This window comes from Camelimonas lactis, assembly GCF_004342915.1.
GTDB classification, from domain to species: Bacteria; Pseudomonadota; Alphaproteobacteria; order Rhizobiales; family Beijerinckiaceae; genus Camelimonas; species Camelimonas lactis.
On the sequence record NZ_SLWL01000001.1, the window covers coordinates 604,273 to 628,139 of the forward strand.

The following is a 23,867-nucleotide window of genomic DNA, read 5'->3' on the forward strand; positions in this document are numbered from 1 at the left end:
GGAGAACCCCATGACCGATCGCACCGCGGCCGGAGCCGGCGACACGTCCCCCGCGGCGTCCGGGAATGGCTCTCCCATGGGCTGGCGGCTCCCCGCCGCAGCCGACATCGGCCTGCGCCGCATCGCGGCGGGGCCGCTCAGCGCCGGCCTGCTGCCGAACGGCGCGCTGTACGACCTGGTTCACGCGGCCCCGCAGGGCGAGGTGATGATCAACCAGATCGCCGGCTCCGGCGTCGCCTGGGGCATTGGCCGGATCGTGCTGCGCGCCGGCGATGGCCCCCCGGTGGACCTGCTGGGGCCGGGCTTCGACGGGAGGTTCGCGGCGGAGGGCGACAGCGCCGTCTGGGAGGGCGAGGCCCGGGGCAGGGGCGGCGCCCTCGCCTGGCGGGTCACGCTGAAGCTGCACGCCGACGCCCTGTGGACCTGGCGGGTTGACCTGCGCAACACGGCCGGTGGGGCGCAGGAGGTTGACGTCATCCTCATCCAGGACCTGGGGCTCGGCGATCGCGGCTTCCTGATGAACAACGAGGCTTATGCGTCGCAATATATCGACCACACGGTGATCGACGACGCGGAGCGGGGTCCGGTGACGCTGAGCCGGCAGGCGCTGGATCAGGGCGGGCGCCGGCCGTGGGTCGCCCACGGGGGGCTTGAGCGCATCGCCGGCTTCGCCACCGACGCCGCTGATATCTTCGGACCGGCGTTCCGGGGCGCGGGCGTGCTGGCCGGACATGATCTGCCGTCGCGCCGGTTACAGCGGGAGGTCGCCTGCATCGGCCTGCAATCCGCCCGGCTTGACCTGGCGCCGGGCGCGGCGCAGGGCGTCGGGTTTTTCGGCCTGTTCCAGCCGGACCATCCGCAGGCCTCGGGACCCGATGATCTGGCCATCGTCAATGCGGCGCTGGCGAAGCTGACGCCGGAGGCGACGGGGGCCGGCGACCTGAAGCCGGCGCCCGTGCGCCGATCCATCCTCCAGGCGGCTCCGGCGCTGATGGGAAGCCGGCCTGACGCGAGCGTTATCGACACCCTGTATCCGCAACGGCTGGCGGAGGAGGCGATCGACGGCGACGTCGCTTCGTTCTTCGTGGCGGAAGGGGCGCACAACCGCCATGTGGCGCTGCGCGACAAGGAACTGACGATGCAGCGCCGGCATGGGGCGCTGATCCGCAGCGGGGCCGGCGTGTTGCCGGCGGACGACATTTTCTGCGCCACCTGCTGGATGCACGGCGTGTTCGGCGCCCAGCTCACCCTCGGCAACACCTCGTTCCACAAGCTGTTTTCCGTCGCGCGCGATCCGTTCAACATCACCCGTGGCAGCGGCCTGCGGATTCTGGTCGATCAGGGCGAGGGCTGGCGATTGCTGACGACGCCGTCGCTGTTCGAGAACGGCCTCAATGATTGCCGCTGGATCTATGAGACAGAGGCGGGCGGCAAGCCGGGGCGCATCGTCGTGCAGGCTTTCGCCAGCGTGCGGGAGCCGGCGCTGCGCTGGCGGGTGAAGATCGATGGGCCGCCCGCCCGTCTGCTGATCGCCGGCCACTGCGTCATGGGCGAGCGCGAGCTTGGCCAGAGCGCCGCGGTGGTGGTCGACGCGCCGGCCGGCCGGGCCATGTTGCGGCCCGACCCTGCCTCCCTGTGGGGCCAGCATTATCCGGAAAGTGTCTATGTCTGGCAGGCGGAACAGCCGGAACTGACGCGGCGCATTGGCGGGTCCGAACTGCTGTTCGCCGATGGGGAGGCCGCCAAGGATGGCGCCGGGCTGGAGCCATGGCTGGTCGTCGGGACGGAGCCGGTGAACAGCTTCGCCTTCGCCATCACCGGCAGCCTCAGCGACGCCGCAGCCGCCCTGACGCTGGCCGATGAGGCCGCCGGCTGGGACGCCATGGCCGAGGCCCAGGCGGCGCGCGCGCACTGGAGCAGGCTGACCCGTGGGCTCGGCGTCGCCGGCGGCGGGCGGGCCGAAGGACTTTCCCTGGCGCTGCCGTGGCTGGTGCAGAACGCCATCATTCACGTCTCCGTTCCGCACGGGCTGGAGCAGTACACCGGCGGCGCCTGGGGCACGCGCGATGTCTGCCAGGGGCCGATCGAAATGCTGCTGGCGCTCGGTCATGACGCTGCGGCGCGGCAAATCATGCTGACGGTGTTCGCCGAGCAGTACGCCGGGCGGGGCGACTGGTCGCAATGGTTCATGCTGCCGCCCTATTCGTTCATTCGCGACCGCTCCAGCCACGGCGACGTCATCATCTGGCCGCTGAAAATGGTCTGCGATTACATCGAGGCCACTGGCGACGTCGCCTGCCTCGACGCGCAGGTCCCCTGGCGCACCTATGACGACGCCACGGCGTCAACGCGCACGGACAGCCTGTCGGCCCACATCGACGCGCTGCTGCACACCGTGCGAAGCCAGTATCTGCCGGGCACGCATCTGATCAGGCTGGGCGAGGGCGACTGGAACGACTCGCTACAACCGGCGGACGCCAGCCTGAAAGAGCGGATGGTCAGCGCCTGGACGGTGGCGCTGCTGTTCCAGCAGCTGAACCGCTACGCAGCCATTCTGGAGCGCATTGGCGAGGCCGGCCGGGCGGCGCCGCTGCGCGCCGACGCGGCGGCGATGCAGGCGGAGGTCAACGCCCTGCTGATCCGCGACGGCGTCATCGCCGGTTATGGCCTGTTTCCTGAGGAGGGCGACGGCGCCCTGCCGGAGCTGCTGCTGCACCCATCCGACAGCCGCACCGGCGTGCGCTACTCCATGTTGCCGATGGTGCGGGCCATCGCCGGCGGCCTGTTCACGCCCGAGCAGGCGGCGCGGCATCTGGACATTATCCGCGATCATCTGGCCGATCCGGACGGCGTGCGCCTGATGGACCGGCCGCTGCCATATCGCGGCGGCGTCGAGACCATCTTCCGCCGGGCCGAGTCCGCCGCCTGTTTCGGCCGCGAGATCGGCCTGATGTACACCCACAGCCACCTGCAATACGCCCAGGCGCTGGCCGCCCGGCTGGAGCAGGCGCGCGACGACCAGAGCCGCGCCGCCTTGCAAGAAGCGTTGCTGGCGGCGCTGGCGCTGGTTAATCCGGTGGATGTGGGCGCGGTGGTGGGCAACGCCAGCCCGCGCCAGCGCAACGCCTATTTCAGCAGTAGCGACGCGGCCTTCGACAACCGGGCCGAGGCCGACGCGGAATGGGGCCGGGTGCGGGCCGGAACCATCGCCGCTGACGGCGGCTGGCGAATTTATTCCAGCGGTCCTGGCCTGTTCACCAACCTGGTGGTGCGCGATCTGCTGGGCCTGCGCCGGGATTTCGGCGCCTGGCGCGGCCGCAACGCCGCCCCGCCGGCGCTGGTCGCCACCCTGGAGCGCGATCCGGAAGGCTGGGAGCCCGTGCTGGCGTGAAGGCTCCCGCCGTAGGGCCGGGATTGGTCGTTGACCGGAAGGCGGGGCGCGGGTGTCCGCAACAAGCGGACGCCCATGCAAGTTCCGGTTCTGCGGCTTCGCCCCTGATCAGGCGGGGGCTGCGAAAGCCTTCAGGCGCGCGGCGCGCGGGTGAAGCCGAGCAGGGCGAGGCCGGTTTTGATCTCGGGGCAGCTCATGAACAGCTCCCAGAGCAGGCCGCTGCGATAATTTTCGATCATGCAGATGATCGGCCCCTGATCGATGGCTATGTGGGTGGGCGAGGCCCAGCCCCGCGCGTCGCTGAATGACGAGACGAAGCCGAGATCGGTCCAGATGCGGTCGCCCTTCTCCTCGTAGAAGCAGCGCAGCGCCGCCAGGGATTCGTCGGGCGTGTAAGGCATGGAGCTGATGGCGGCGGTGGGGGAGATGACGCCCATGTCTTCGGTCGGCGACAGCGCCCGGTAGCCGGCGTCGGTTTCGGTGGCGGTGAGGCCCCAGCAGTTGGGGCCATAGCCGGCGAAGCCGAGCGGGTTGCGCATGCACCAGGCCCGGTTGATCTGGGTGTGACGGACGTTCTGCGTCCAGTAATCGGCGTATTGATCGGAGAGGCCGCGTGGGTCCAGGCCCATGAAGGTGTAATGGGCGAAGAACAGCGGCCCGCCCCAGTCCGGTCCCAGCGGCAGCTCCAGCCCTTCGTAGCTCCGGCGGTTGTCGAACACCCGCGCCTCGGCGTAGCCGCGATGGTAGACGCGCGGCGGGGCGGGATAGCGCGGCGCCGAGGCGGCGAGAACGTAGGTGATCAGACATTCGTTCCAGCCGCGAATCTCATGATCCAGCACCCAGCCGTGATTGGGGCTCCAGTGCCAGAACAGCACGGCCTGGTTGTTCTGGGTAAACCAGCTCCACTCGGTTTCGCCCCACAGAATGTCGGCCCAGTGGCGGATTTCCGCCTCCACCGCGTCGTCGCGGTGGAAATACTGGCGCACGCACAGCAGGCCCATCATCAGGTAGGACGTTTCGACGATGTCGGCGCCGTCGTCCTTGCGGCTGAAGGGAATGGTGGCGCCGGTGGCGCCGTTGATCCAGTGCGCGAAGGCGCCGTGGTAGGTCGGCGCATTGATCAGGAAGCGGACAATTTTCAGCACCCGCCCAGCCGCCTCCGCCCGGGTGACGAAGCCGCGCTCGACGCCGACCAGAATGGCCATCAGGCCAAAGCCGCTGCCGCCGATCGCCGCCGTGTCGGGCCGGCTGTGGTAGAAATCGGTGCGCTCATAGGCGAGGCCGCTGACCGGGTGGGCGAAATCCCAGAAGTAACGGAAGGTGTTGCGCTGCGTTTCGTCGAGCAGGGCGTTGTCGCCCAGACCGCGCCGCACAGGCGCCATTTGGAAAAGCCCACTGGCCATTTACGCGCTCTCCTGCTGTTTTTTCCGGGCTTCTGGCTGTTCGGGGGCGTCGCCGGCGGTGTTGGCGGCGGCGGCAAGGTCGTCGCGCTCCTGGCGCTCCAGCCGGACGATCCTGGTGAACATGGCCGGGTTCTCCACCTCCGGCCCCGTGTAGATCAGCCCGACGTCCGCCAGGTCCTCGCGGAAAATGTCCAGTATGGTCTGGCGGGACGCCGGATCCACCTGGTGCAGGGCCTCATCCATGATGATCCAGCGGGGGTGCTGCAGAATCGCGCGGACGAGCGCGATGCGCTGTTGCTGGTCCACCGGCAGTTCGCGGTCCCAGGTGGCGGCGCGGTCGAGCTGGTTCTCCAGCTTGTCGAGGCCGACCCGCTCCAGCGCCGTGATGATGTCGTCGTCCGCCACCTTGCCGCTGCAGGCGTAGAGAATGGAATCGCGCAGGGGGCCGACGGGCAGGAAGGGCGAACGGGGCAGGAAGACGATTTCCTCGCGCGGCGGCGTGATGATGTCGCCGGAGCCGCGCGTCCAGAGGCCGGCGATCGCCCGGAACATGGTGCTTTTGCCGACGCCTGTCTCGCCGGTGATCAGCAGCCGTTCGCCAGGGTGAACAGTCACGTCCTCGCCCAGCCTGGCGATGTGGCTGTTGCAGTACAGCTCCACGTGACGCAGCGACAGCTCCCCGGCCGCGCCGGTTTCGCGATGGATGCGCGGCCGGCTGTCCACCGGCGGATTGTCCAGCTCGATCAGCGCCTGACGGAAGGAGACGACGCGGATCAGCGTTGCCTGCCAGTCGGCGATGACGGCGAAATTGTCGACAAACCAGCGCAGCGCCTGCTGCACCTGGTTGAAGGCGCCCACCGCCATCATCAGCGCGCCGAAGCTGAGCTTGCCGCTGAAATAGGCCGGCGCGGCGACGATGATGGGCGCGACAAGGGCGAACCAGCCATAGCCGGAGGTGATCCAGGTCAGGCGCGTCAGCGCCGACACCAGATTGCGCATGGCGGCCAGCACATTGTTGAGCGGCTGTTCCAGCGTGTTGCGTTCGTGCGCCTCGCCGCCCTCCAGGGTCATGGCGTCCACATGCTGGTTGGTGCGCACCATGGCGACGCGCAGGTCGGCCTCGCGGGCGTAACGCTCGCTGTTGTAGGCGATGAGCCTGTGGCCGAAGATCCAGCTGAGCCAGGAGGCCGCGCCGGAATAGAACAGCGCCGCCCAGACCATGTAGCCGGGAATGAAGAATTCCTGGCCATCCCAGGTGAACACCACCGAGCGCGACAGCATCCACAGCACGCCGACGAAACTGAACAGCAGCAGCGTCGACTGGAACAGGCCAATGGCGAGCTGCGCCGACAGCTCGGTGAGATGGCGCACGTCCTCGGCCATGCGCTGGTCCGGGTTGACCCCAATATCGCCGGCGCGGCTGATGCGGTAGGCGCGGCCGGGCGTCAGCCACTGGTCGAGCAGGTCGCGCGTCGCCTGTTTGCGCAACACCAGCTTCAGCATTTCCTGAAGCCAGGTCTGGGCCACCACGAGGCACAAAAGAATGCCGGCGATGAAGGCGAACTGGGTGAGCTGGTTCAGGAAGGCGTTGAAATTGCGCGCCGACAGCGCGTCATAGAACGGCTGGTTCCAGGCGTTGAGGCGGATCTGCATGTAAGCGACGCCGCTGACCACGACGACGACGCCAAGGATCAGCAGGCCGAGCTGGTTGCGCTCGGGCGAGACCAGCGCCGAGCGCAGCAACAGCATGACGTCCGCGATCAGAACGCGCGTGCTGTCCTCCGGCCGCCCCGCTTCCCCACCGGCATGCGGGGCTTTCGGGTCGGCGGCTTTCTCGCTGGCCTTCGCCATCCATTGCTCCCACGCCGCCAGGGCTGGTTCCATTTGTCCGCGATCAGGCGCGGCTCCAGATCAGGGGCGGGCGCCTGCCCACCGTATCAAGCCCCGTGGCAAGAACCGGTTCCACGCCAGATCGCCGTTCGCGTGTTTGCGCCCGGGCTCCCAGATTCAGACCTCACCAGATGCGGACTTTACCAGATGCAGATCTGGCCACTCTGGTTCGCCAGCTGCGCCGCGCCATTGATTCGGACACAGGATACCGCGCGTCCGTTAACCCGCCCATTATGGCGTCAACCGGGCGTCCTGCGCCGCCCCGGGAGGCGACGGGTGGCGCCGCGGCGCCATTGCCTGGCCGGCGGGGTGCGGGCATGCTGTCGGGCGCAGGCTGAAACGGCCCTCCCGATGGGCGTTCCGCCACAATACGGGAGCCGCCATGCCGCACAAGCCGGGCCGTTCAGCATCTCCTCTGGCTGGCCTCGCGCCGGAGGACATTCTGACGCGCATGACGCTGGACGAAAAAATCGGCCAGTTGCACATGGTCAGCGCCGACGCGGTGATTACCGGCCCCTCCGGCCCGCCGGGTGGTTTGCGTGATCTCGATCAGGGGCGCATCGGGTCGGTGCTCAATGTTTGGGGCGACGCGGCGGCGGGCCTGCAACGCAAGGCCGTGGAGCAGACCCGGCTCGGCCTGCCGTTGCTGTTTTGCCTCGATGTGGTGCACGGGTTTCGCACGGTGTTTCCCATTCCGCTTGCCGAGGCGGCGAGCTTCAGTGACGGGATCTGGCGGGAGACGGCGGCGGCCGCGGCGCGCGAAGCCGCGGAGGCCGGCGTGGCGCTGACCTTCGCGCCCATGGCCGACGTATCGCGTGACCCGCGCTGGGGGCGCATCTGTGAGGGCGGCGGCGAGGACCCGCTGGTCAACGCCCGCATGGCGCAGGCGAAAATCGCCGGTTTTCAGGGCGACGACCTGCGCGATGAGGCCCGGCTCGCCGCCACGGTCAAGCACTTCGCCGCCTATGGCGCCGGCGTCGGCGGGCGCGAGTACGATTCCGCCGATGTGTCGGACTACGCCATGGCGGCTGACTATCTGCCGCCGTTCCGCGCCGCCGTCGCGGCGGGCGTGGCGGCGCTGATGCCGGCGTTCCTGGATATCGCTGGCGCGCCGATGACCGCCAACCGCGCCCTGCTGACGGATGTGCTGCGCAAGACCTGGGGTTTCGGCGGCGTCACCATCACCGATTATAACGCCGTGGCCGAGCTGATCGCCCACGGCGCGGCGGAGGATGGCCTGGCGGCGGCGACGCTTGCCTTCAACGCCGGCAATGACGTGGACATGGTCTCCGGCCTCTACCATCGCCATCTCGCCGAAGCGGCGGCGCTGGGTCTGGTGGCGCTGGCCGATATCGACGCGGCGGCGCTGCGGGTGCTGCGGCTGAAGCAGGCGTTGGGGCTGTTTGAAAATCCCTGGCGCGTCTGCCCGCCGGCGACGCCGGTCCAGGTTGCCTCCCGGCGTGAGGCGGCGCGGCGGGCGGCGCGGGAATCGCTGACGTTGCTGCGTGATCCGCAAGGCGCGCTGCCACTGCCCCGCCAGCTGGCGCGCCTCGCGGTGATCGGCGCGCTGGCCACGTCCGCCGCCGACATGCGCGGCGCCTGGGCCGAAACTGGCGACGTCGAGGCCATTGTCACCATTGCCGATGGCGTGCGCGCCGCCTGGCCGCAAGCGGACGTCGCCGTTTGCGGCGATGACCCGCAGGAGGCGGCGGCCGCCGCCCGCGCCGCCGGCGTCGCCATTCTCTGCCTTGGCGAAACGGCGGCGATGAGCGGCGAGGCGGCGGCGCGGGCCAATCCGGTTTTGCCGGATGGGCAGCAGGCCTTGCTGGACGCGGTGCTGGCCACCGGCGCGCGGGTGATCGTGCTGCTGGCCTGCGGCCGGCCGCTGGTGGCGCCGCAACTGTTCGTGGCCGATTGCGCCGTGCTGGTGATCTGGGGGCTGGGCAGCGAGGCGGGGCGCGCCATCGCCGACGTGCTCAGCGGCGACGCCAGTCCTTCCGGCCGCCTGCCTGTGAGCTGGCCGCGCGCCATCGGGCAGATTCCGGTGTTCTATGCCCGCCGTCCCACCGGCCGGCCGCACGAAGCTGGCGCCCGTTATTCCAACGGTTACGCCGATCTGCCGATCGCGCCGCAATTCCCCTTCGGGCACGGCCTTGGCTATGCGACATTTTCCTGGAGCGATCTTCAGGTCAGCGCCATGGACCGGGCCGGAGCGACGTCGCCGCTGACCATCAGCCTGGCGGTGCGCCATGAGACGGGCGCCGGCGGCTGGCCGCAGGACGGGCGGACAGCGGCGATCGAGACGGTGTTTCTGTTCGCCCGCGTCCGGGTTCCAGGGCGGACGCGGCCGCTGCTGCTGCTGCGCGATTTCACCAGGGTCGCCCTGCGGCCGGGCGAGACGCGGCGGGTTTCGTTCGAGGTCAGCCGTGACTGGCTGACCCGCGAGGGGCTGGCGCCGGCGCCGGCGGCTGTATCCTTCCTGGAAATCATCGTCGCGGCGTCGGCGGAGCCAGAGGTCGACCCGGCGCGCTGCCTGCGGCGGGTTCTGGTGGCCCAGAAAGGAGCTGAACATGGACGGGCAGCCGGCTGAACCCCTGACCGACTGGCTCGATCGCCAGCAGCAATGCGCGGCCGAACGGCTGTTCGGCGCTGTTTCCGCCACCCATCTCATCAAACAGCGTCCAGGCTTCGGCCAGGTCATCACGCCGGCCCCCGGCTCGGTGCTGGCCTCGCCAGCCGACGCCAACTGGGACCCGGAGCCGGACTATTTCTTCCATTGGTTGCGCGACGGCGCGCTGGCCATGGAGGCGGTGCGGCTGCTGCGGGCGTCGCCGCAGTTTGGCCAGCTGGCGGAATGGGAACTGGAGCAATACGTGAACTTCAGCCTGCGGCTGGCGGAGCTGGACGGGGCGGCGCGGCTGGCGGAAACGCCGCTGTGGCATGGGGTCGCCACGGCGTTTCTCCAGTATGTCCGTGACCCCGACGAGGTGCTGGGCCTCAGGGGCGACGCCGTGCGCGGCGACGTGCGCTTCAACCCTGATGGAACCCTCGACATCACCCGCTGGTCGCGACCGCAATATGACGGGGTGGCCCTGCGCGCGCTGGGGCTGCTGCGCTGCGTCGACCGCCGCCAGACGCCGGAATGGGCGGAGCTGATCGCCGATGATCTGGATTGCGTGGCGCGCAACGCCGGCCGGCCCTGCGTCGATCTGTGGGAGGAGGAGGAAGGCTTTCACTGCCACACCATGCTGACGCAATACGCCGCCCTGCGCGCCGGCGCGGCCGTGGCGGGGACGTCTTCACCCATGGCGGCGACGGCAAGGCGCCAGGCGTCGCTGATGGGCCGGGCGCGGTTGTGGGAAGCCGCCGCTGAGGAGCTGTGGCGGCGCCTGGACGGGCTGCGCAGGCCGGAAGGCGCGGGCGGCTGGATCATCAGTCGCGTCGCGGCGGCTGGCGGCGCGCCCGTATCAGAGGGCAAACTGCTCGACGCTTCGGTGATCCTTGGCGTGATCCACGCCGGCCTGGAGGATGGGCCGTTCAGCCTCAGCGATCCGCTCGTTCATGGAACGCTGCTGCGGCTGGAGGCGCACTACGCCGCCGCCTTTGCGCTCAACCGGCGGCTTTCGCCCCACTGCGCCCCGCATCTCGGCCGCAATCCGGCTGATGTCTATTTCGACGGCGGGGCCTGGCCGCTGATTACCCTGGCGGCGGCGGAGCTGCGCTACCGGCTGGCCGCCGCTGTCGCGCGGGGCCGGGCGCCGGAGCGGATCGCGCCGGCGTTGTGGTTTGGCGAGGCGGCGGAGCAGGAGCCGGGCGCGGTCGCGCGCCTGCTGCTGCGGGCCGGCGATATGGGGCTGGCGTCGGTGCGGGCGGTGACGCCGGCCGATGGAGCCATGGCCGAGCAGGCGGACCGCGAGACCGGCGCGCCCCGCTCCGCCCGCAATCTCACCTGGAGCTACGCCGCCTTCCTGACAGCGGCGGCGGCGCGCGGCGAGGCGCTGGACGCCATGGGCAGTGACGCCCCTGGCGGCGACGTCGACTGAAAAGGCGGCAACGGATGATTCACACTTTCACGGCATGATTCCTGGCAGGGCATGAGCGGATTTGGCCGTGGCGTCGACCGGCCGTCTGGCGCCCCGGGGAAAACGGAATCGCCTCCAGGCGATGCGCCGGATTGTTGATGCTCCGCTCCAGGCGCATCCGGCGTCGCCAGGGCCGGTCCTGAAGTTCTGGTGAAGATTCAGGCGCGGGAAAAAGCGCGAGTCATGTCAGCGCGTTGCGCCGGTGATCTGGCGAACTGATTCAGGCGGGTGATTATCCGGTCGCCGCCATGGGTGGCTTTTGCTGTCAGGATGATTCCGGTTTGTGGCGCAAGTCTTTATTATCAAAATCATTTTGCCGGGAGGGGGGTTGCCTGCTCCGGGTTGAGGTCCTGATTCCGCTTTTGCCGGCAAGTTCCTGGCGTCAGACTCGATTTGCCGTCTGGTCGCCCGGGTGATGGCCAGTGGCGCCGTCGCGGCTTTTTGGGCTGTCCCGGCTTGCCCTGACAGGGCGGGCGGTGAAACGGGCGCCGGCGCAGCACGGCCGGGCGGATGATTCCAGACGTTCCGCTATTTGTCTGAAGAGTAAGGGGTTTGTTGTCGCGGACGATGCGGCTGCCGCGGTTACTCGCCGTGTTGGCCGGGCCGCGTGGATATCGGGAGCATGTCCGGTCATGACGGGTGGGGGCGTGGCGGCGGGCGGCGTGAGTGGTGGATGACTGGCGCAAGCCGCCTGACATGCGCCCAGCAAAAAGGGGCCCGCGGGCCCCTCGTGCGCGGATCGTGTCCGCCATGTCGTGGCGCCGGCAAATCCCGGCGCTGGCGCGTCAGCCCTTGGCGCGCTCCACATAGGAGCCGTCGGCGGTCATGACGACGATCTTCGTGCCGGTTTCGATGTGCGGCGGCACGGTGGTGCGGGCGCCGTTGGAGAGGATGGCCGGCTTGTAGGACGAGGAGGCGGTCTGGCCCTTGGTGGTGGGCTCGGTCTCGACCACTTCCAGCACCACGCGCTGCGGCAGGGTGATGGCGACGGCGTTGCCCTCGAACATGGACAGCTGCACGACCATGCCCTCGATCAGGTAGATGGCCTGGTCGCCGATCACGTCGGACGGCACTTCCACCTGGTCGTAATTTTCCTGGTTCATGAAAATGTAGCGATCGCCTTCCTGGTACAGGTAGCTGTGATCGCGATCCTCAACGAAGGCGCGCTCCACCTGCTCGGTGGTCTTGTAGCGCTGGCTGGTCTTCACGCCGTCGGAAATGCGGCGCATGTCGATCTGCGTCGTCGGCGTGCCCTTGCCGGGGAAGAAACTCTCGGCGGAAATGACCGTATAGAGCTGACCCTCAACCTCAAGGACGTTGCCCTTGCGGACGGAACTGGCGATGACCCTCACGTGTGACCTCGTATGACATTGTCGCCATGCAGCCGCGATGACGGCCATGACGTCTGATAAACCGGCGGACGCCCAGGTCTGGCGATGTCACCCGGACAGCGTCTGGCGGGCGTCGCCGCCCGGGCGCGCGCCCCGCGGACCTGGTTGCGAAAAACTCCGTGTCGACGCGGCCCGGGCCTGATGACGGCCTGACGGCGGCCGGGACAGAAGCGCGCCGGTGATGTAAACACCAGGCGAAACCTGCCGCCGGATGACGGGCAACACAGGGTTATCGATGCGAATGAAAAGCCTGTACATTGTTTTGCGCCGGATGGCGAGACGCCGGAGCGGCGCGCGATGAGCAGCCAGGCCCTCTGGCGGCTGCCGGGCCGCCACGCCGCCCGCCGCCCGCGCCTGCTGGCGCGCGGCCAGATCGTTTCCGCCATGCGGCGGTATTTCGATGACCAGGGCTTCATTGAGGTGGACCCCAACGCCTTGCAGGTGTCGCCCGGCAATGAAACGCATCTGCACGGCTTTCAGGTCAGCGACGGGGCCGGCGGTCCGCAACCGCCGCTGTATCTGCACACTTCGCCCGAATTCGCCATGAAGAAGCTGCTGTCGGCGGGGGAGGAGCAGATTTACGCCTTCGCCCATGTGTTCCGGGCCCGCGAGGTCAGCCCGCTGCACCATCCCGAGTTCACCATGGTGGAGTGGTATCGCGCCGGCGAGCCGCCTTCGGCGCTGATGACCGACTGCGCCCGGTTGCTGGCCATCGCCGCCGCCACGGCCCGCGCCGCCGGTTGCGGGCGCCAGGATGGCGTCTGGCGGTTTCGCGGCCGCAGCGCCGACCCGACGTTGCCGCCCGAGCGCCTGACCCTGGTGGAGGCGTTTGGCCGCCACGCCGGGCTTGATCTCGTCGCGTTCCTTCCTGCCGCCGGCGCGACGGCGGACGCCGCGCTGACCACCAGCTTCCGCGCCGCCGCTGAAGCCATTGGCGTGCGCACCGTGGCGGACGACGGCTGGTCGGATGTGTTCTCCCGCGTGCTGTCGGAGCGTATCGAACCGCATCTGGGCCAGGGCCGGGCGACGCTGCTGTGCGATTATCCGGCCAGCGAGGCGGCGCTGGCGCGGCGCCGGGCCGATGATCCGCGTTTCGCCGAACGCTTCGAGCTGTACGCCTGCGGCGTGGAACTGGCCAACGGCTTCGGCGAACTCACCGACGCCGACGAGCAGCGCCGCCGTTTTGCGGCGGACATGGACGAGAAGGCGCGCGTCTATGGCGAGCGTTATCCGCTCGATGAGGACTTCCTGGCGGCGCTGCCGCATATGCCGGTGGCCAGCGGCGTCGCCCTGGGCCTTGACCGGCTGGTGATGCTGGCGACGGGCGCCGAACGCGTCGATGACGTGATCTGGACGCCGGTGGCGCAGGACCCATAAGCATGCGCAAGAGCCTGACCCGCGTCGATGAACTGGTCGCGGCCGGCCTGGCCGATGATGGCGCGCGCGTGGAGCTGGAGCAGGTGGCGGCGCGCTATGCGGTGGCGGTGACGCCCGCCATGGCGGACCTCATTCCACCCCATGCGCCGGATGACCCCATGGCGCTGCAATTCATCCCCCGGACCGAAGAGCTGACGACCCTGGCCGTGGAGCGCGCCGATCCCATCGGCGACGACGTTCACAGCCCGACGCCTGGTCTGGTGCACCGCTACAGGGATCGGGCGCTGCTCAAGCTGGCCTCGGTCTGCCCGGTCTACTGCCGGTTCTGCTTCCGCCGCGAAATGGTCGGGCAGGGCGGCGAGGCCATGCTGACGCCAGACGAACTGGACGCCGCCTTCGCCTGTATCGCCAGCCGCCCGGAGATCTGGGAGGTGGTGATCAGCGGCGGCGATCCGCTGATCCTCAGCCCGCGACGGCTGGCCGGGGTGATGCGGCGGCTGGCGGCCATCGATCACGTGCGCGTCGTGCGTTTTCATTCCCGGGTGCCGCTGGTGGCGCCGGAGCGGATCACGCCCGAACTGGTCCAGACCCTGCGCGGCGCCGGCAAGGCGGCGTGGGTGGTGCTGCACGTCAACCACGCCCGGGAGTTCACGCCGGCGGGGCGGGCGGCGCTGGCGTTGCTGGCGGATGGCGGCGTGCCGCTGCTGTCGCAGAGCGTGCTGCTGCGCGGCGTCAACGACAACGCGGCGGCGCTGGAGGCCCTGCTGCGCGCCTGCGTCGAGAACCGGGTGAAGCCGTATTATCTGCACCAGGGCGATCTGGCGCCAGGCTCCAGCCATTTGCGCACGACCATCGCCGAAGGCCAGGGGCTGATGCGCGATCTGCGCGGCCGCCTCTCCGGCGTCGCCCAGCCAACCTATGTGCTGGATATTCCAGGCGGTTTCGGCAAATCGCCAATCGGGCCGAACTATATCTGCGACGACCCGGACCATGCTGGCGGCGCGCTGGTGACCGACCCTTCGGGGCGAACCCACCGTTATCCGCCTGCCGGCGACGGCGAGGCGTGAGCCGCCCGGGCTTCCCGGACATGGCAGGGCGGCGGGACAGCCTCTGGCGCGGCGCCGCGCCCTCCGGCATATCTGGACCAGATCAAACGCGATAACGCGCTTCAGGAGGAAACATGGCCCGCATTCCCTATTTCGACCGCGCCGAAGCCGATGCCGAAGTCGAGAAGATTTACGCCAAATTGCCGCCGCTGAACCTGTTCCGGATGATGGGCCATTCCGGCCGGCTGATGGGGCAGTTCGTCAAGTTCGGCAACCAGTTGCTGATCCATTCCGATCTTGATCCGGTGCTGCGCGAGATCGCCATCGTGCGGGTTGGCGTGCTGAGCAGGGCCTCCTACGAGGTTTACCAGCACGAAGCCATCTGCCGCAGCTATGGCATGCCGGAAGAGAAAATTCGCGCCATCCACGAAGGGCCGGACGCGGCGGCGTTCAATGAACTGGAAAAGCAGGTGATGCGTCTGACCGACGACATCGTCCACAACGTCCGCGCCTCCGACGCCACCTTCAATCCGGTGCTGGAAAAGCTTGGGCCGAAGCACACCCAGCACCTGGTGTTCTCCATTGGCTTCTACATGATGGTGAGCCGCTTCCTGGAGAATTTCGACGTCGATATCGAGGACGACGGCCGCCCCGCCGGGCTGGATCTGCCGGGGATGGAGAAGCGCTGAAGGCGCGCGTGGATGGCGGGCCGCGCGCAGGGTGCGCCTGAGCCAGCGTCCCGCATCTGGTCTGTTCTCATTTGACTTTTGCCGGCCGGCGGCTTATCCCGCCGGCCATGTCATGCACGATCGCACGGGGCCTTCCGCGCTCCGCCGTCAACTTCGGTCGCTATTATCCGCTGTTCACATAACAGCGGCCTGCATTCTCATGTTCAACCGCTGCGACGCCGGCGGTTGAACCATTTCTTTCCAGCTTACCGGCGCGCAGCCCGCACAAGGGCCTTGTCATGTTCGCGCCTTCGGCTGTTTCCGATTTCAGTTTTGGTTCTGACGCATCCGGCTGCGCCGATGCGACGTCTGCTGCGCCTGACGTTGCTGTTGCGTCGCCGGCGGATTTTTCCCGCATTGGGCTCATCGGCTTCGGCGCCTTCGGCCGCCTGATCGCGCGTTATGCGCCAGCGGGCGTGCGCCTGCTTGCCCATGACGCGGCGCCGGAGGCGGCCGACGCATATCCGCCGGCGTCCTGCAGCCTGTCCCGGGTAAGCCTGGCGGAGGCTGCCTCATGCCCCCTGGTGGTGCTGGCCGCGCCGGTGGCGGCGACGGCCACGATCTGTCGGCAGATCGCCCCCTGGCTGCGCCCCGGGACGCTCGTTGTCGACGTGGGCTCGGTGAAGGTGCAGCCGGTGGCCGACATGGTGGCCAATCTGCCGGCGCACGTGGAGATCGCCGGGCTGCACCCGCTGTTCGGGCCGCAGAGCGCCGCCGACGGGCTGGCCGGGCTGCGGCTGGTGGTTTGCCCGGTGCGCGGGCGCCGGGTGTTCCGGCTGGCGGCGCTGCTGAAGGCCGGTTTTGGCCTGGAGACGCAATTCGCCACCCCGGATGAGCACGACCGCGAGATGGCCATGGTGCAGGGCGTCACCCACATGGTGGCGCGGCTGGTGGCGTCGCTCGATGAACGCCCGACGCGCATGGCCACCCGCAGCTACGCGCTGCTGATGCAGGCGGTGGACATGGTGCGGCGCGACAATCCGGCGGTGTTCGACGCCATCGCCCTGCGCAATCCCTTTGTCGCCGGCGTGCAGGAACAGTTCTTTGAAGCCGCCGTTGCGCTGCGCGACGATCTGGCGGCGCGGCGCGCGGCGTTGACGGATGTGGAGCCGCAGCCGTGCGCGAGGGTGGCGGCGGCGTCCTGAGGCGGGAATGGAGCGCCGGTTTCCCTGGCGCTCCAGCCCTGACGATCAGGACAGCACCTTGATGCCGGTCCAGTCGTCATTCTCATAGCGTGACAGCTCATAATTCCTGAGCGGCGCGTAATCCTCTGGCGTCGTGCTGAAATTGACGCCGGGCAGGTTGATGGGCGCGGTCATGTCGGTGAGGTTGGTGGCCACCTTCAGCAGGTTATCCCGGGTGAGGTTGTCGCCGCACCGCTCCAGCATCTGGTGCAGCACGTTGGCCATGGAATAGCCGGCGAAGCCAAGGTTGTCGGTCCGGTCCAGATTGGGCAGATGGGCGTCCAGCAGGCTGAAATAGTCGATCACCGCCGGGTCGTTCTTCCAGCGTGGGCTGGAAATGCTGCGCACCGAGCGCAGCGCCAGCGCGCCTTCGCCGCCCTTTCCGGCGGGCTTGAGCAGCGAGATCGTTGCCGAGCCGCTGAGCAGGTACTGGTCCGGCCGCCAGCCGGTTTCCTGCACCTTGCGCAGCGACTGCGAGACGAATTTCCCGACGGTGAGATTGAGAAATACGCTGGCGTTCGTGCTCGCCAGCTTCAGCACCTGGGAGTCGGCGGTGGGGTCGGCGACTTCATAGCTGGCTTCCGCCACGATCATGGTTTTCGCCCTGTCGCCCAGCTCCTCCCTGAAGGCGGTCAGGTAATCCCGCCCCAGCTCGTCTACCTGGTGGAGAATGGCGATCCTGGCGTCGGGCTTGGTGGCCAGCAGGTGGCGCGCCAGCACCCGCGCCTCCGTGGAGTAAAGGGCGCTGCCAGGCGTCGTCCACGGGAATTCCCTGGGGTTGTTGAAGCGGGCGGCGCCAGTGCCGATCATCAGTTGCGGGATCTTGCGGCTGTTCATGTAGCGCTGCACGGCGGCCTGGCAGGCGGTGCCGATGGAGCCGAAAGTGCCCAGCACGTGCTCGCTCTCGATCAGCCGCCGCGTCGCCTCCACCGTCTTGGGCGGGCTGTAGGCGTCGTCGAGGGCGATCAGCCGCACCTGGCGGCCATTCACGCCGCCCTTTTTGTTGAGCCGTTCGAAGTAGGCAAGCTGGACGCGGCCGGAGACGCCGATGTAGGAGGCGGGGCCGCTGAAGGGCAGGGTCTGGCCGATCCGCACCTCCCTGTCATCGGCGCCCGTATCATACTGGCCCTTTTGGGCGAGGGCGGGGGCGGCCAGGCCGCCAATGCCCGCGGCGGCGGCGACGCCGCCCAGGGCGGTGAGCCCGCCAAGGCGCAGCATGTCGCGGCGGGACGGTGTGGCGAACGTGTCCTTGTTCATCTGTTCCTCCTGGATGGACGCTCTTTGATCCGGGGCCCGGATTCGTCGTCTCGACAGGCAGGATAGGTGGCGGTGGCCAGCAGCGGCAATGAATTTGTTATAACAAATTTGAGGGCCGCGCCGGGGCAGGCCGCGCGGGCAAAGAAAAAGCCGGGTCGTCCTGGTGGACGGCCCGGCTGGTTACTGGTGGCCAGCGTGCGGATCAGGCGTTCGCCGCTTCCTTCAGCAGGTTGCGGGCAATGATGAGCTGCTGCACCTGGCTGGTGCCCTCATAGAGGCGGAAGATGCGGACATCGCGATAGAAACGCTCCACCGCGTAGTCGCGGATGTAGCCGGAGCCGCCATGGATCTGCACGGCGCGATCGGCGACGCGGCCGACCATTTCCGAGGCGAACAGCTTGCAGCACGAAGCCTCGGTGGCGACCGGCTCGCCGGCGTCGCGCTTCCTCGCTGCGTCGCGCACCATGCACAGGGCGGCGTAGGCTTCGGCCTTGCTGTCGGCGAGCATGGCCTGGATCAGCTGGAATTCGCCGATGGCCTGGCCGAACTGCTTGCGCTCGGAGGCGTAGCGGACGCTCTCCTCGATCAGGCGGCTGGCGACGCCGCAGCACAGGGCGGCGATGTGCAGGCGGCCCTTCTCAAGGGTTTTCATGGCGGTCTTGAAACCCTGGCCTTCCTTGCCGCCGATGATGTTGGCGGCCGGCACGCGGCAGTCCTCGAAGATCACATCATGGATGTGGGCGCCCTGCTGGCCCATCTTCTTCTCGGACTTGCCGATCTTGATGCCAGGCAGGTCAGCCGGAACGATGAAGGCCGAGATGCCGCCGGCGCCGGGGCCGCCGGTGCGGGCCATCAGCGTGAACATGCCGGCGCGGGCCGCATTGGTGATGAAGCGCTTGGAGCCGTTGACGACGTAATGATCGCCATCCTTGCGGGCGAGCGTGCGCACCGAGGCGGAGTCCGAACCGGCCTCTGGCTCGGTGAGGGCGAAGGAGGCCACGACCTCGCCGCTGGCGATCCTGGGCAGCCACTCTTTCTTCTGCTCCTCGGTGCCGTCGAGCACGATGCCCTGCGAGCCAATGCCCACATTGGTGCCGATGGCCGAGCGGAACGCCGGCGAGGCGTGGCCAAGCAGGTAAACCACCTCGGCTTCCTCGGCCATGGTCAGGCCAAGCCCGCCGAACTCTTCCGGCGCGGACAGGCCATAGAGGCCAAGCTCACGCATTTCGGCGAGGATGTCTTCGGGAATCTCGTCGGTTTCGGCGACGCGCTCTTCGTTGGGGATCAGGCGCTCGCGGACGAAACGCTCAACAGTGTCAAGCAGTTGCCTGAAGGTTTCCGGTTCGAGCGCCATAATGTCCCCTCTTCGTCGCGCGGCGGATCTGGTCGGTGGCTTCGCACAGGTTGCGAAAGCCATTTTCGCATCCCGTCCAGATAGCGCATTCCGGGGCATCGGCAAACGGGTTTTCTGACGGCCGGGGCTTTCGCAAACGCCCGCGGGCGGAGCGCGCCGGTCCGGCCACCGCCGGCGGCCTGCCATATGGTGAACCTGGACGAAAGCGCGCAGTTCGAAGCCGGTGGTAGGCATAAATTCGTTTCGGGACCAAAGGCGGGTCCATAAGAAAATTTCATATTTTCTTATGGGTTGTTTTCAAAATTACATGAGGTTGTGATGAGAATTTTGAATGCCTTTGTGGTGCTCCTTGTGACTTTCTGCGCTGTCGCCGCCACGGCGCCCGCGCGCGCCTGCGCGCTTTCCGCCGTATCCGGCGATTGCGATGAGGCGTGCAGCACGATCGCGCCTGGCTGGCGGCATACGCTCTGCATCCTTGGCGCCACGCCGCCTGCCGCAGATGCGCCGGCGCGCTGAAGCCGGCGATCTGTTCCCCCCGATGTCCAGAAGGCGCGGCCACGTGGCGCGCCGCCTTGCGCTGGCGATACGACTCCCCGGCGATATTTTATGGAGAGACACATGAAGAAGCTGATGCGCGCGACGATGGTCGTGCTGACAATGGGGTGCGTCGCGGCTCCCTGGACCAGCGCCCAGGCCTGCATGATCCGCGGCGGCAGTAACATCGAATGCATTGAAGCTTGCTATAAGGTCAGGAACTTCTGGGAGCAGATGCTTTGCTCGCTGGGGGCCGCGCCAGCTCCCCGGCCAGATCCGGAGGCAATGCGCTGACTCCTGACGCAATATCCGTTGATGCTGATCTGATATTACTCCGCGGAGCGACGCCGCAAGCCGTGCGCCGCTCCGCATCCACACCAGCCGGGCCGGCGCGGGTGGCAGGCGGCCGGCAGGTCGCCGCTGTTATTTTTCTGTTTTTTCTCCACCTTCCGCGCGCTCCCATGGGCCGAAATCAGCCAGGCCGCCGGCTTTTGGCGCGCCTTTGAAGTTTCCCCGGTTCGACCTGAAAATCGGGCGTCTCAAGCGTCGCCGGCGCGATGTCGTGGGGATCGACGACGAAGGATGCGGCTGGGGATGCAAAAGGCTTTTTCCAGCACGGCGGCGCTCACCGGAGCCAGGAACCTGCTGCACATAAAGGCCGGTCCCGGCGGGGCGGGCCGGTTGCGGACCCGTTTCCTGTCGCGATCGCCAGCTTCAGGAACGCATCGACCGCTTCTGGCTGGGCGCGCATGAAGGCGCCGGTGGCGTAGACGACGCCTGGCGCGTTCGGCAGGTCACGACGCAGGCCGCGTCCACATTTAGCGATCGTCAAAGTTCAGTTGTTGGGGCAATTAAAACAAGTGCGAAGAGGTACACGCATTTCCGCATAAAGTTAATTATGGGAGGGTTTGATGAAATTCCCCGCTATTCTTTCGGCAATTCTGGCGATGACCAGCTTCGTCTTCGCGACAGCGCCTGCGCAGGCCTGCGCCGTCTCTGGCATGTCCGGCGATTGCGCGGCGGCGTGCAGTCATATCGAGCCCGGCTGGATGCACACGACCTGCATCATCAGCGCCAGGCCGCCGGCTGCGCATAAATCCGGGCGTTGAAGTCAGGCAGGTAGTCCCCTCGCAGATGGAGAAACACATGAACAAGCTGATCCGCGCAGGCGTGGCCGCGCTTGCGATGACCCTCGCCTTCTCGCCCTGGGCCGGCGCCCAGGCCTGCGCGTTCACTGGCGGCAACCAGGCCCAATGCGCCGTGCGTTGCCATAATGTGAGTAATTTCTGGGAACAGGCCGCATGCGCGCTTGGGGCAACGGCGCCTGCGGAGTGACGCGCTGAATGCCAGGCGGCTCCGCGCGTTGCGGGGCCGCGCGATTGGTCGTCGTCCGTCCCTGCGGGTGCGGGCGGCGGGGCGCAGCGGCGTCGCAAAGGCTGCGGCGCCGCTGCACGTCATGTCCGGCTGGGCGAGGCGGCGGCTCGGGGGGGCGCTATTTTTTCCCGGCGCCGCCCTGCACGCGCTCCCACGGGCCGAAATCAAACAGGCCATCGGTTTTCGGCGCGCTTTTGAAGTCGCCGAGTTCGACCTGAAAATCGAGCATCTCGCGCGTGGTCGGCACGATGTCGTGGGGATCGACGACGAAGGACACGGCGGGGGAAGCAAGGGCTTTTTCCAGCACGGTGGTGCTCACCAGGCCAGAGCCAAGGACCTGTTGCACATAAGGGGCCGCCTCGGCTGGCCGGTTGCGCACCAGTTCCGTGGCGCGGATCGCCAGCTTCAGGAGCGCATCGACCGCTGCTGGCTGGGCGCGCATGAAGGCGCCGGTGGCGGCGTAGACCACACCCGGCGCGTTTGGCAGCATCTGTGGCGCCGTGGCGATGACCCGGGCGGCGGGGATGCGCTGCTGCACGATGGTTGCCGCCGGCTCCAGCACCTGGCCGCCGTCAATGGCGTTGGCCAGCAACGCCTGCTGCGTCGCCTCGATGCCCATGGTGATGATCTCGAGATCGGTCGGGTCGACCCGGTTCTGCTTCAGCCAGTAGCGGAAGGCGGTGGTTGGCACGGCGCCGGGCGGCAGCGCGCCGATGCGGGCCGGTTTGCCGTTGGCCTTGCGGAAAGCCGCGAAAGCCTGAGCCGGATTGCCCTGGGCGTCCGCGAAAGCCTTCGCCAGCGGGCCGCCGGCGAGGAACAGGGAGCCGCCGATGCCGCCGGCGGCGATGATCCGCACGTCGATGCCGCGCGAGAAGGCGACGGCCACCGGCGCGACGCCAATCGCCAGCACGTCGAGCGTGCCGGAGGCGAGGGCTGAAATGGCGGCGGGACCAGAATCGAATTTGGTGGCGGTGATGGCCAGCCCCGCGTCTTTGGCCCAGCCGGCCCTGTCGAGCACATAAAAGGCGGAGGCGCCGATCACCGGCACATAGCCGACCCGCACCGGGACAGGCGCGGCGGCGCGGGCCGGGGCCGCGAACGGCAGGGCGGCGGCGCCGGCCAGGGCGCCAAGCGCCTGGCGGCGGGAAAAGCGGAGGGCGGAAATTCTGGCGCCTTCAGACATGATGTCTCCTTTCCCTCAGGGATAAATGGCCCGCAAGGGACACATGGCAATTCGCGGCCGCCGTCGCCGGCGCGCCCCTGGTCACAACGCGGCGGAATCCGCCGCCAGGTCGGAGCGCAGCCGGCGGATGATCGCCTGCAATTCCGGATCGCTGCGGCGGCGCGGGCGCGGCGCCGTCACCTCGATCGACGAGCGCACCTCACCGGGCGCGCCGACAATGGCGATGACCCGGTCGGCCAGATAGACCGCCTCGTCCATGTCGTGGGTGACGAACAGGATGGTGCGCTCGGTCGCCTGCCACACCCGCAGCAGTTCGTTCTGCAAATTCTCGCGGGTGATGGCGTCGAGGGCGGAGAATGGCTCATCCATCAGCAGGATGTCCGAGCCGGCCGCCAGCGCGCGGGCGAGGGCGACGCGCTGGCGCTGACCGCCGGACAGCTGGTGCGGCCAGCGTTCGGCCAGATTGTCGAGGCCGACGAATTCCAGCGCCTCATGGGCGCGTTTGCGCCGCTCGGCCCGCGAGACGCCGGGATGCTCCAGACCGAAGGCGACATTGCTGACCACCTTGCGCCACGGCAGCAGCCGCGCGTCCTGGAACACCAGCGCCGCCGGCACGGGGCCTGGCCGCGTGTTGAGCTTCACCGAACCGCTGCTGGCCTTGGCGAGGCCGATCATGACGCGCAGCAGGGTCGATTTGCCGACGCCGGAGGGGCCGACGATGGCGACAAACTCGCCCCGGCGCACCTGCAGGTCGAGCCCGCGCAGCACTTCCGTCTTGCGGCCGTTCTGCTCGAATGTCAGGCCGAGGCCGCGGATGTCGATTATGGTTTCCATCGCAGCAGCCAGTTCTGGAGACGCATGAAGCCGGTGTCGATCAGGCCATAGAGCACGGCCATGGTCAGCATGTAGACCACCACGATATCGGTGGCGAGCAGGCTGGAGGCCTGCATCATGCGCTGGCCGAGGCCGAAGACGCCGAAAATTTCCGCCGCGACCACGGCCATCCAGGCCTGGCCGAGGGCGGTGCGCAGGCCGACGAAAATGCCGGGAATGGCGGCGGGCAGGATGATCTTGACGAGGCGGGACCAGGCGGAGCGGAAGCCGAAGGCGTCGGCCACTTCCAGCAGGTCGCGATCCACCGAGCGCACGGCGCCGAAGGTGGCGAAATAGACGATCCAGAACACGCCCATGGCGATAATGAAGATCGCCGCCGGGGCGTTGACGCCAAACCAGATGATGGCGAACGGCACCCAGGCGAGACCTGGAATCGGCCGCAGCAGCCGCACCACCCAGGCCACGGACTCCTCGGCCACGCGGAACATGCCGGTGGCGACGCCGAGCGCCACGCCGCAGGCGGAGCCGATGGCAAGACCCATCAGGTAATGGCCGATGGAACTGGCCATGGCTTCCTGCCACATGCCGGAGGCGATCTCGCCGCGCAACGCCGCCGGAATGGCGCTGGGCGCCGGCAGCAGCATCGGATTGACGAGGCCGAGGCGCGGCGCAAGCTCCCACAGCCCCAGAAAGGCGACCAGCCCGGCAAGACCGAGGATGTATGGCCTGGAATTTTTCAACGATATCACTCCAGGTCCACAGGAACGGACTGGCGTCCGCGCCGGGACCAGCTGGCGGGATACGCCCGGGCAGGAGACCGGGCTTTCGGGGCGCGGCGG

At 68.2% G+C, this 23,867-nt stretch carries 17 protein-coding genes; 9 read left to right on the top strand and 8 right to left on the bottom strand.

The features are described from left to right. The first annotated feature begins 10 nt into the window (after positions 1–10). The gene (locus EV666_RS02580) at positions 11–3,391 is read left to right on the top strand and encodes a cellobiose phosphorylase (protein WP_207906310.1); all 3,381 of its coding nucleotides are present in this window, start codon (positions 11–13) and stop codon (positions 3,389–3,391) included. Positions 3,392–3,522: 131 nt separating this feature from the next. On the opposite strand, the gene EV666_RS02585 is transcribed toward EV666_RS02580, so the two are convergent. Together EV666_RS02585 and EV666_RS02590 are read right to left on the bottom strand one after the other, a co-directional pair. Next, positions 3,523–4,794, bottom strand: coding sequence for a glucoamylase family protein (locus EV666_RS02585; RefSeq protein WP_245514163.1), 1,272 nt, complete (start codon positions 4,792–4,794; stop codon positions 3,523–3,525). Then, positions 4,795–6,645 (bottom strand): ABC transporter ATP-binding protein/permease, encoded by a 1,851-nt coding sequence (locus EV666_RS02590; protein ID WP_165909872.1) that lies wholly within the window; start codon positions 6,643–6,645, stop codon positions 4,795–4,797. Positions 6,646–7,066: 421 nt separating this feature from the next. Between EV666_RS02590 and EV666_RS02595 the strand changes: the two genes are divergently transcribed. Then, on the top strand, positions 7,067–9,274 hold the full coding sequence (locus EV666_RS02595; protein ID WP_132002465.1) for a glycoside hydrolase family 3 N-terminal domain-containing protein: 2,208 nt from the start codon (positions 7,067–7,069) through the stop codon (positions 9,272–9,274). Then, a complete protein-coding gene (locus tag EV666_RS02600) occupies positions 9,255–10,727 on the top strand; it encodes a glycoside hydrolase family 15 protein (protein ID WP_132002468.1) in 1,473 nt (490 codons plus the stop codon). The genes EV666_RS02595 and EV666_RS02600 overlap by 20 nt, the downstream gene beginning before the upstream one ends. An 824-nt stretch (positions 10,728–11,551) precedes the next feature. Here the strand turns inward: EV666_RS02600 and efp are convergent. Further along, positions 11,552–12,118, bottom strand: a complete 567-nt coding sequence (gene efp / locus EV666_RS02605; RefSeq protein WP_132002471.1) for an elongation factor P — start codon at positions 12,116–12,118, stop codon at positions 11,552–11,554. 336 nt (positions 12,119–12,454) lie between these two features. Here efp and epmA point away from each other — a divergent pair, with 336 nt between their 5' ends. The 4 genes from epmA to EV666_RS02625 all read left to right on the top strand — a co-directional run bounded on the left by epmA (position 12,455) and on the right by EV666_RS02625 (position 16,453). Beyond that, on the top strand, positions 12,455–13,534 hold the full coding sequence (gene epmA, locus EV666_RS02610; RefSeq protein ID WP_132002474.1) for an EF-P lysine aminoacylase EpmA: 1,080 nt from the start codon (positions 12,455–12,457) through the stop codon (positions 13,532–13,534). 2 nt (positions 13,535–13,536) lie between these two features. Next, positions 13,537–14,601, top strand: coding sequence for a lysine-2,3-aminomutase-like protein (locus tag EV666_RS02615; protein WP_132002477.1), 1,065 nt, complete (start codon positions 13,537–13,539; stop codon positions 14,599–14,601). A 113-nt stretch (positions 14,602–14,714) separates the two neighbouring features. After that, entirely contained in the window at positions 14,715–15,269 is a 555-nt protein-coding gene (locus tag EV666_RS02620; protein WP_132002480.1) for a carboxymuconolactone decarboxylase family protein, read from the top strand. 278 nt (positions 15,270–15,547) lie between these two features. Next, the gene (locus EV666_RS02625; protein WP_132002483.1) at positions 15,548–16,453 is read left to right on the top strand and encodes a prephenate dehydrogenase; all 906 of its coding nucleotides are present in this window, start codon (positions 15,548–15,550) and stop codon (positions 16,451–16,453) included. Positions 16,454–16,498: 45 nt separating this feature from the next. On the opposite strand, the gene EV666_RS02630 is transcribed toward EV666_RS02625, so the two are convergent. Together EV666_RS02630 and EV666_RS02635 are read right to left on the bottom strand one after the other, a co-directional pair. After that, the gene (locus EV666_RS02630; protein WP_132002486.1) at positions 16,499–17,749 is read right to left on the bottom strand and encodes an ABC transporter substrate-binding protein; all 1,251 of its coding nucleotides are present in this window, start codon (positions 17,747–17,749) and stop codon (positions 16,499–16,501) included. A gap of 202 nt (positions 17,750–17,951) precedes the next feature. Continuing rightward, complete coding sequence (locus EV666_RS02635) at positions 17,952–19,103, bottom strand: acyl-CoA dehydrogenase family protein (RefSeq protein WP_132002489.1); 1,152 nt, start codon at positions 19,101–19,103, stop codon at positions 17,952–17,954. A 618-nt stretch (positions 19,104–19,721) separates the two neighbouring features. Here EV666_RS02635 and EV666_RS02640 point away from each other — a divergent pair. After that, entirely contained in the window at positions 19,722–19,931 is a 210-nt protein-coding gene (locus EV666_RS02640) for a hypothetical protein (RefSeq protein WP_132002492.1), read from the top strand. 852 nt (positions 19,932–20,783) lie between these two features. Beyond that, positions 20,784–20,972 carry a hypothetical protein gene (locus EV666_RS02645; RefSeq protein ID WP_132002495.1) on the top strand — a complete coding sequence of 63 codons (189 nt, stop codon included), beginning with the start codon at positions 20,784–20,786 and terminating at the stop codon, positions 20,970–20,972. A 157-nt stretch (positions 20,973–21,129) separates the two neighbouring features. On the opposite strand, the gene EV666_RS02650 is transcribed toward EV666_RS02645, so the two are convergent. From EV666_RS02650 to EV666_RS02660, 3 genes are all read right to left on the bottom strand, one after another. Next, positions 21,130–22,194, bottom strand: a complete 1,065-nt coding sequence (locus tag EV666_RS02650; RefSeq protein WP_132002498.1) for an ABC transporter substrate-binding protein — start codon at positions 22,192–22,194, stop codon at positions 21,130–21,132. 81 nt (positions 22,195–22,275) lie between these two features. After that, complete coding sequence (locus EV666_RS02655; RefSeq protein WP_132002501.1) at positions 22,276–23,028, bottom strand: ABC transporter ATP-binding protein; 753 nt, start codon at positions 23,026–23,028, stop codon at positions 22,276–22,278. Then, positions 23,016–23,768, bottom strand: a complete 753-nt coding sequence (locus EV666_RS02660) for an ABC transporter permease (RefSeq protein WP_245514164.1) — start codon at positions 23,766–23,768, stop codon at positions 23,016–23,018. Before EV666_RS02660 ends, EV666_RS02655 begins: the two co-directional genes overlap by 13 nt. Positions 23,769–23,867: the final 99 nt, after the last annotated feature.

Bases quoted from the DNA above. Each gene is read 5' to 3' on its own strand.
- EV666_RS02580 (WP_207906310.1), top strand. From the start codon at position 11: ATGACCGATCGCACCGCGGCCGGAGCCGGCGACACGTCCCCCGCGGCG.
- EV666_RS02585 (WP_245514163.1), bottom strand. From the start codon at position 4,794: ATGGCCAGTGGGCTTTTCCAAATGGCGCCTGTGCGGCGCGGTCTGGGC.
- EV666_RS02590 (WP_165909872.1), bottom strand. From the start codon at position 6,645: ATGGCGAAGGCCAGCGAGAAAGCCGCCGACCCGAAAGCCCCGCATGCC.
- EV666_RS02595 (WP_132002465.1), top strand. From the start codon at position 7,067: ATGCCGCACAAGCCGGGCCGTTCAGCATCTCCTCTGGCTGGCCTCGCG.
- EV666_RS02600 (WP_132002468.1), top strand. From the start codon at position 9,255: ATGGACGGGCAGCCGGCTGAACCCCTGACCGACTGGCTCGATCGCCAG.
- epmA (WP_132002474.1), top strand. From the start codon at position 12,455: ATGAGCAGCCAGGCCCTCTGGCGGCTGCCGGGCCGCCACGCCGCCCGC.
- EV666_RS02615 (WP_132002477.1), top strand. From the start codon at position 13,537: ATGCGCAAGAGCCTGACCCGCGTCGATGAACTGGTCGCGGCCGGCCTG.
- EV666_RS02620 (WP_132002480.1), top strand. From the start codon at position 14,715: ATGGCCCGCATTCCCTATTTCGACCGCGCCGAAGCCGATGCCGAAGTC.
- EV666_RS02625 (WP_132002483.1), top strand. From the start codon at position 15,548: ATGTTCGCGCCTTCGGCTGTTTCCGATTTCAGTTTTGGTTCTGACGCA.
- EV666_RS02630 (WP_132002486.1), bottom strand. From the start codon at position 17,749: ATGAACAAGGACACGTTCGCCACACCGTCCCGCCGCGACATGCTGCGC.
- EV666_RS02635 (WP_132002489.1), bottom strand. From the start codon at position 19,103: ATGGCGCTCGAACCGGAAACCTTCAGGCAACTGCTTGACACTGTTGAG.
- EV666_RS02640 (WP_132002492.1), top strand. From the start codon at position 19,722: ATGAAGAAGCTGATGCGCGCGACGATGGTCGTGCTGACAATGGGGTGC.
- EV666_RS02645 (WP_132002495.1), top strand. From the start codon at position 20,784: ATGAACAAGCTGATCCGCGCAGGCGTGGCCGCGCTTGCGATGACCCTC.
- EV666_RS02650 (WP_132002498.1), bottom strand. From the start codon at position 22,194: ATGTCTGAAGGCGCCAGAATTTCCGCCCTCCGCTTTTCCCGCCGCCAG.
- EV666_RS02655 (WP_132002501.1), bottom strand. From the start codon at position 23,028: ATGGAAACCATAATCGACATCCGCGGCCTCGGCCTGACATTCGAGCAG.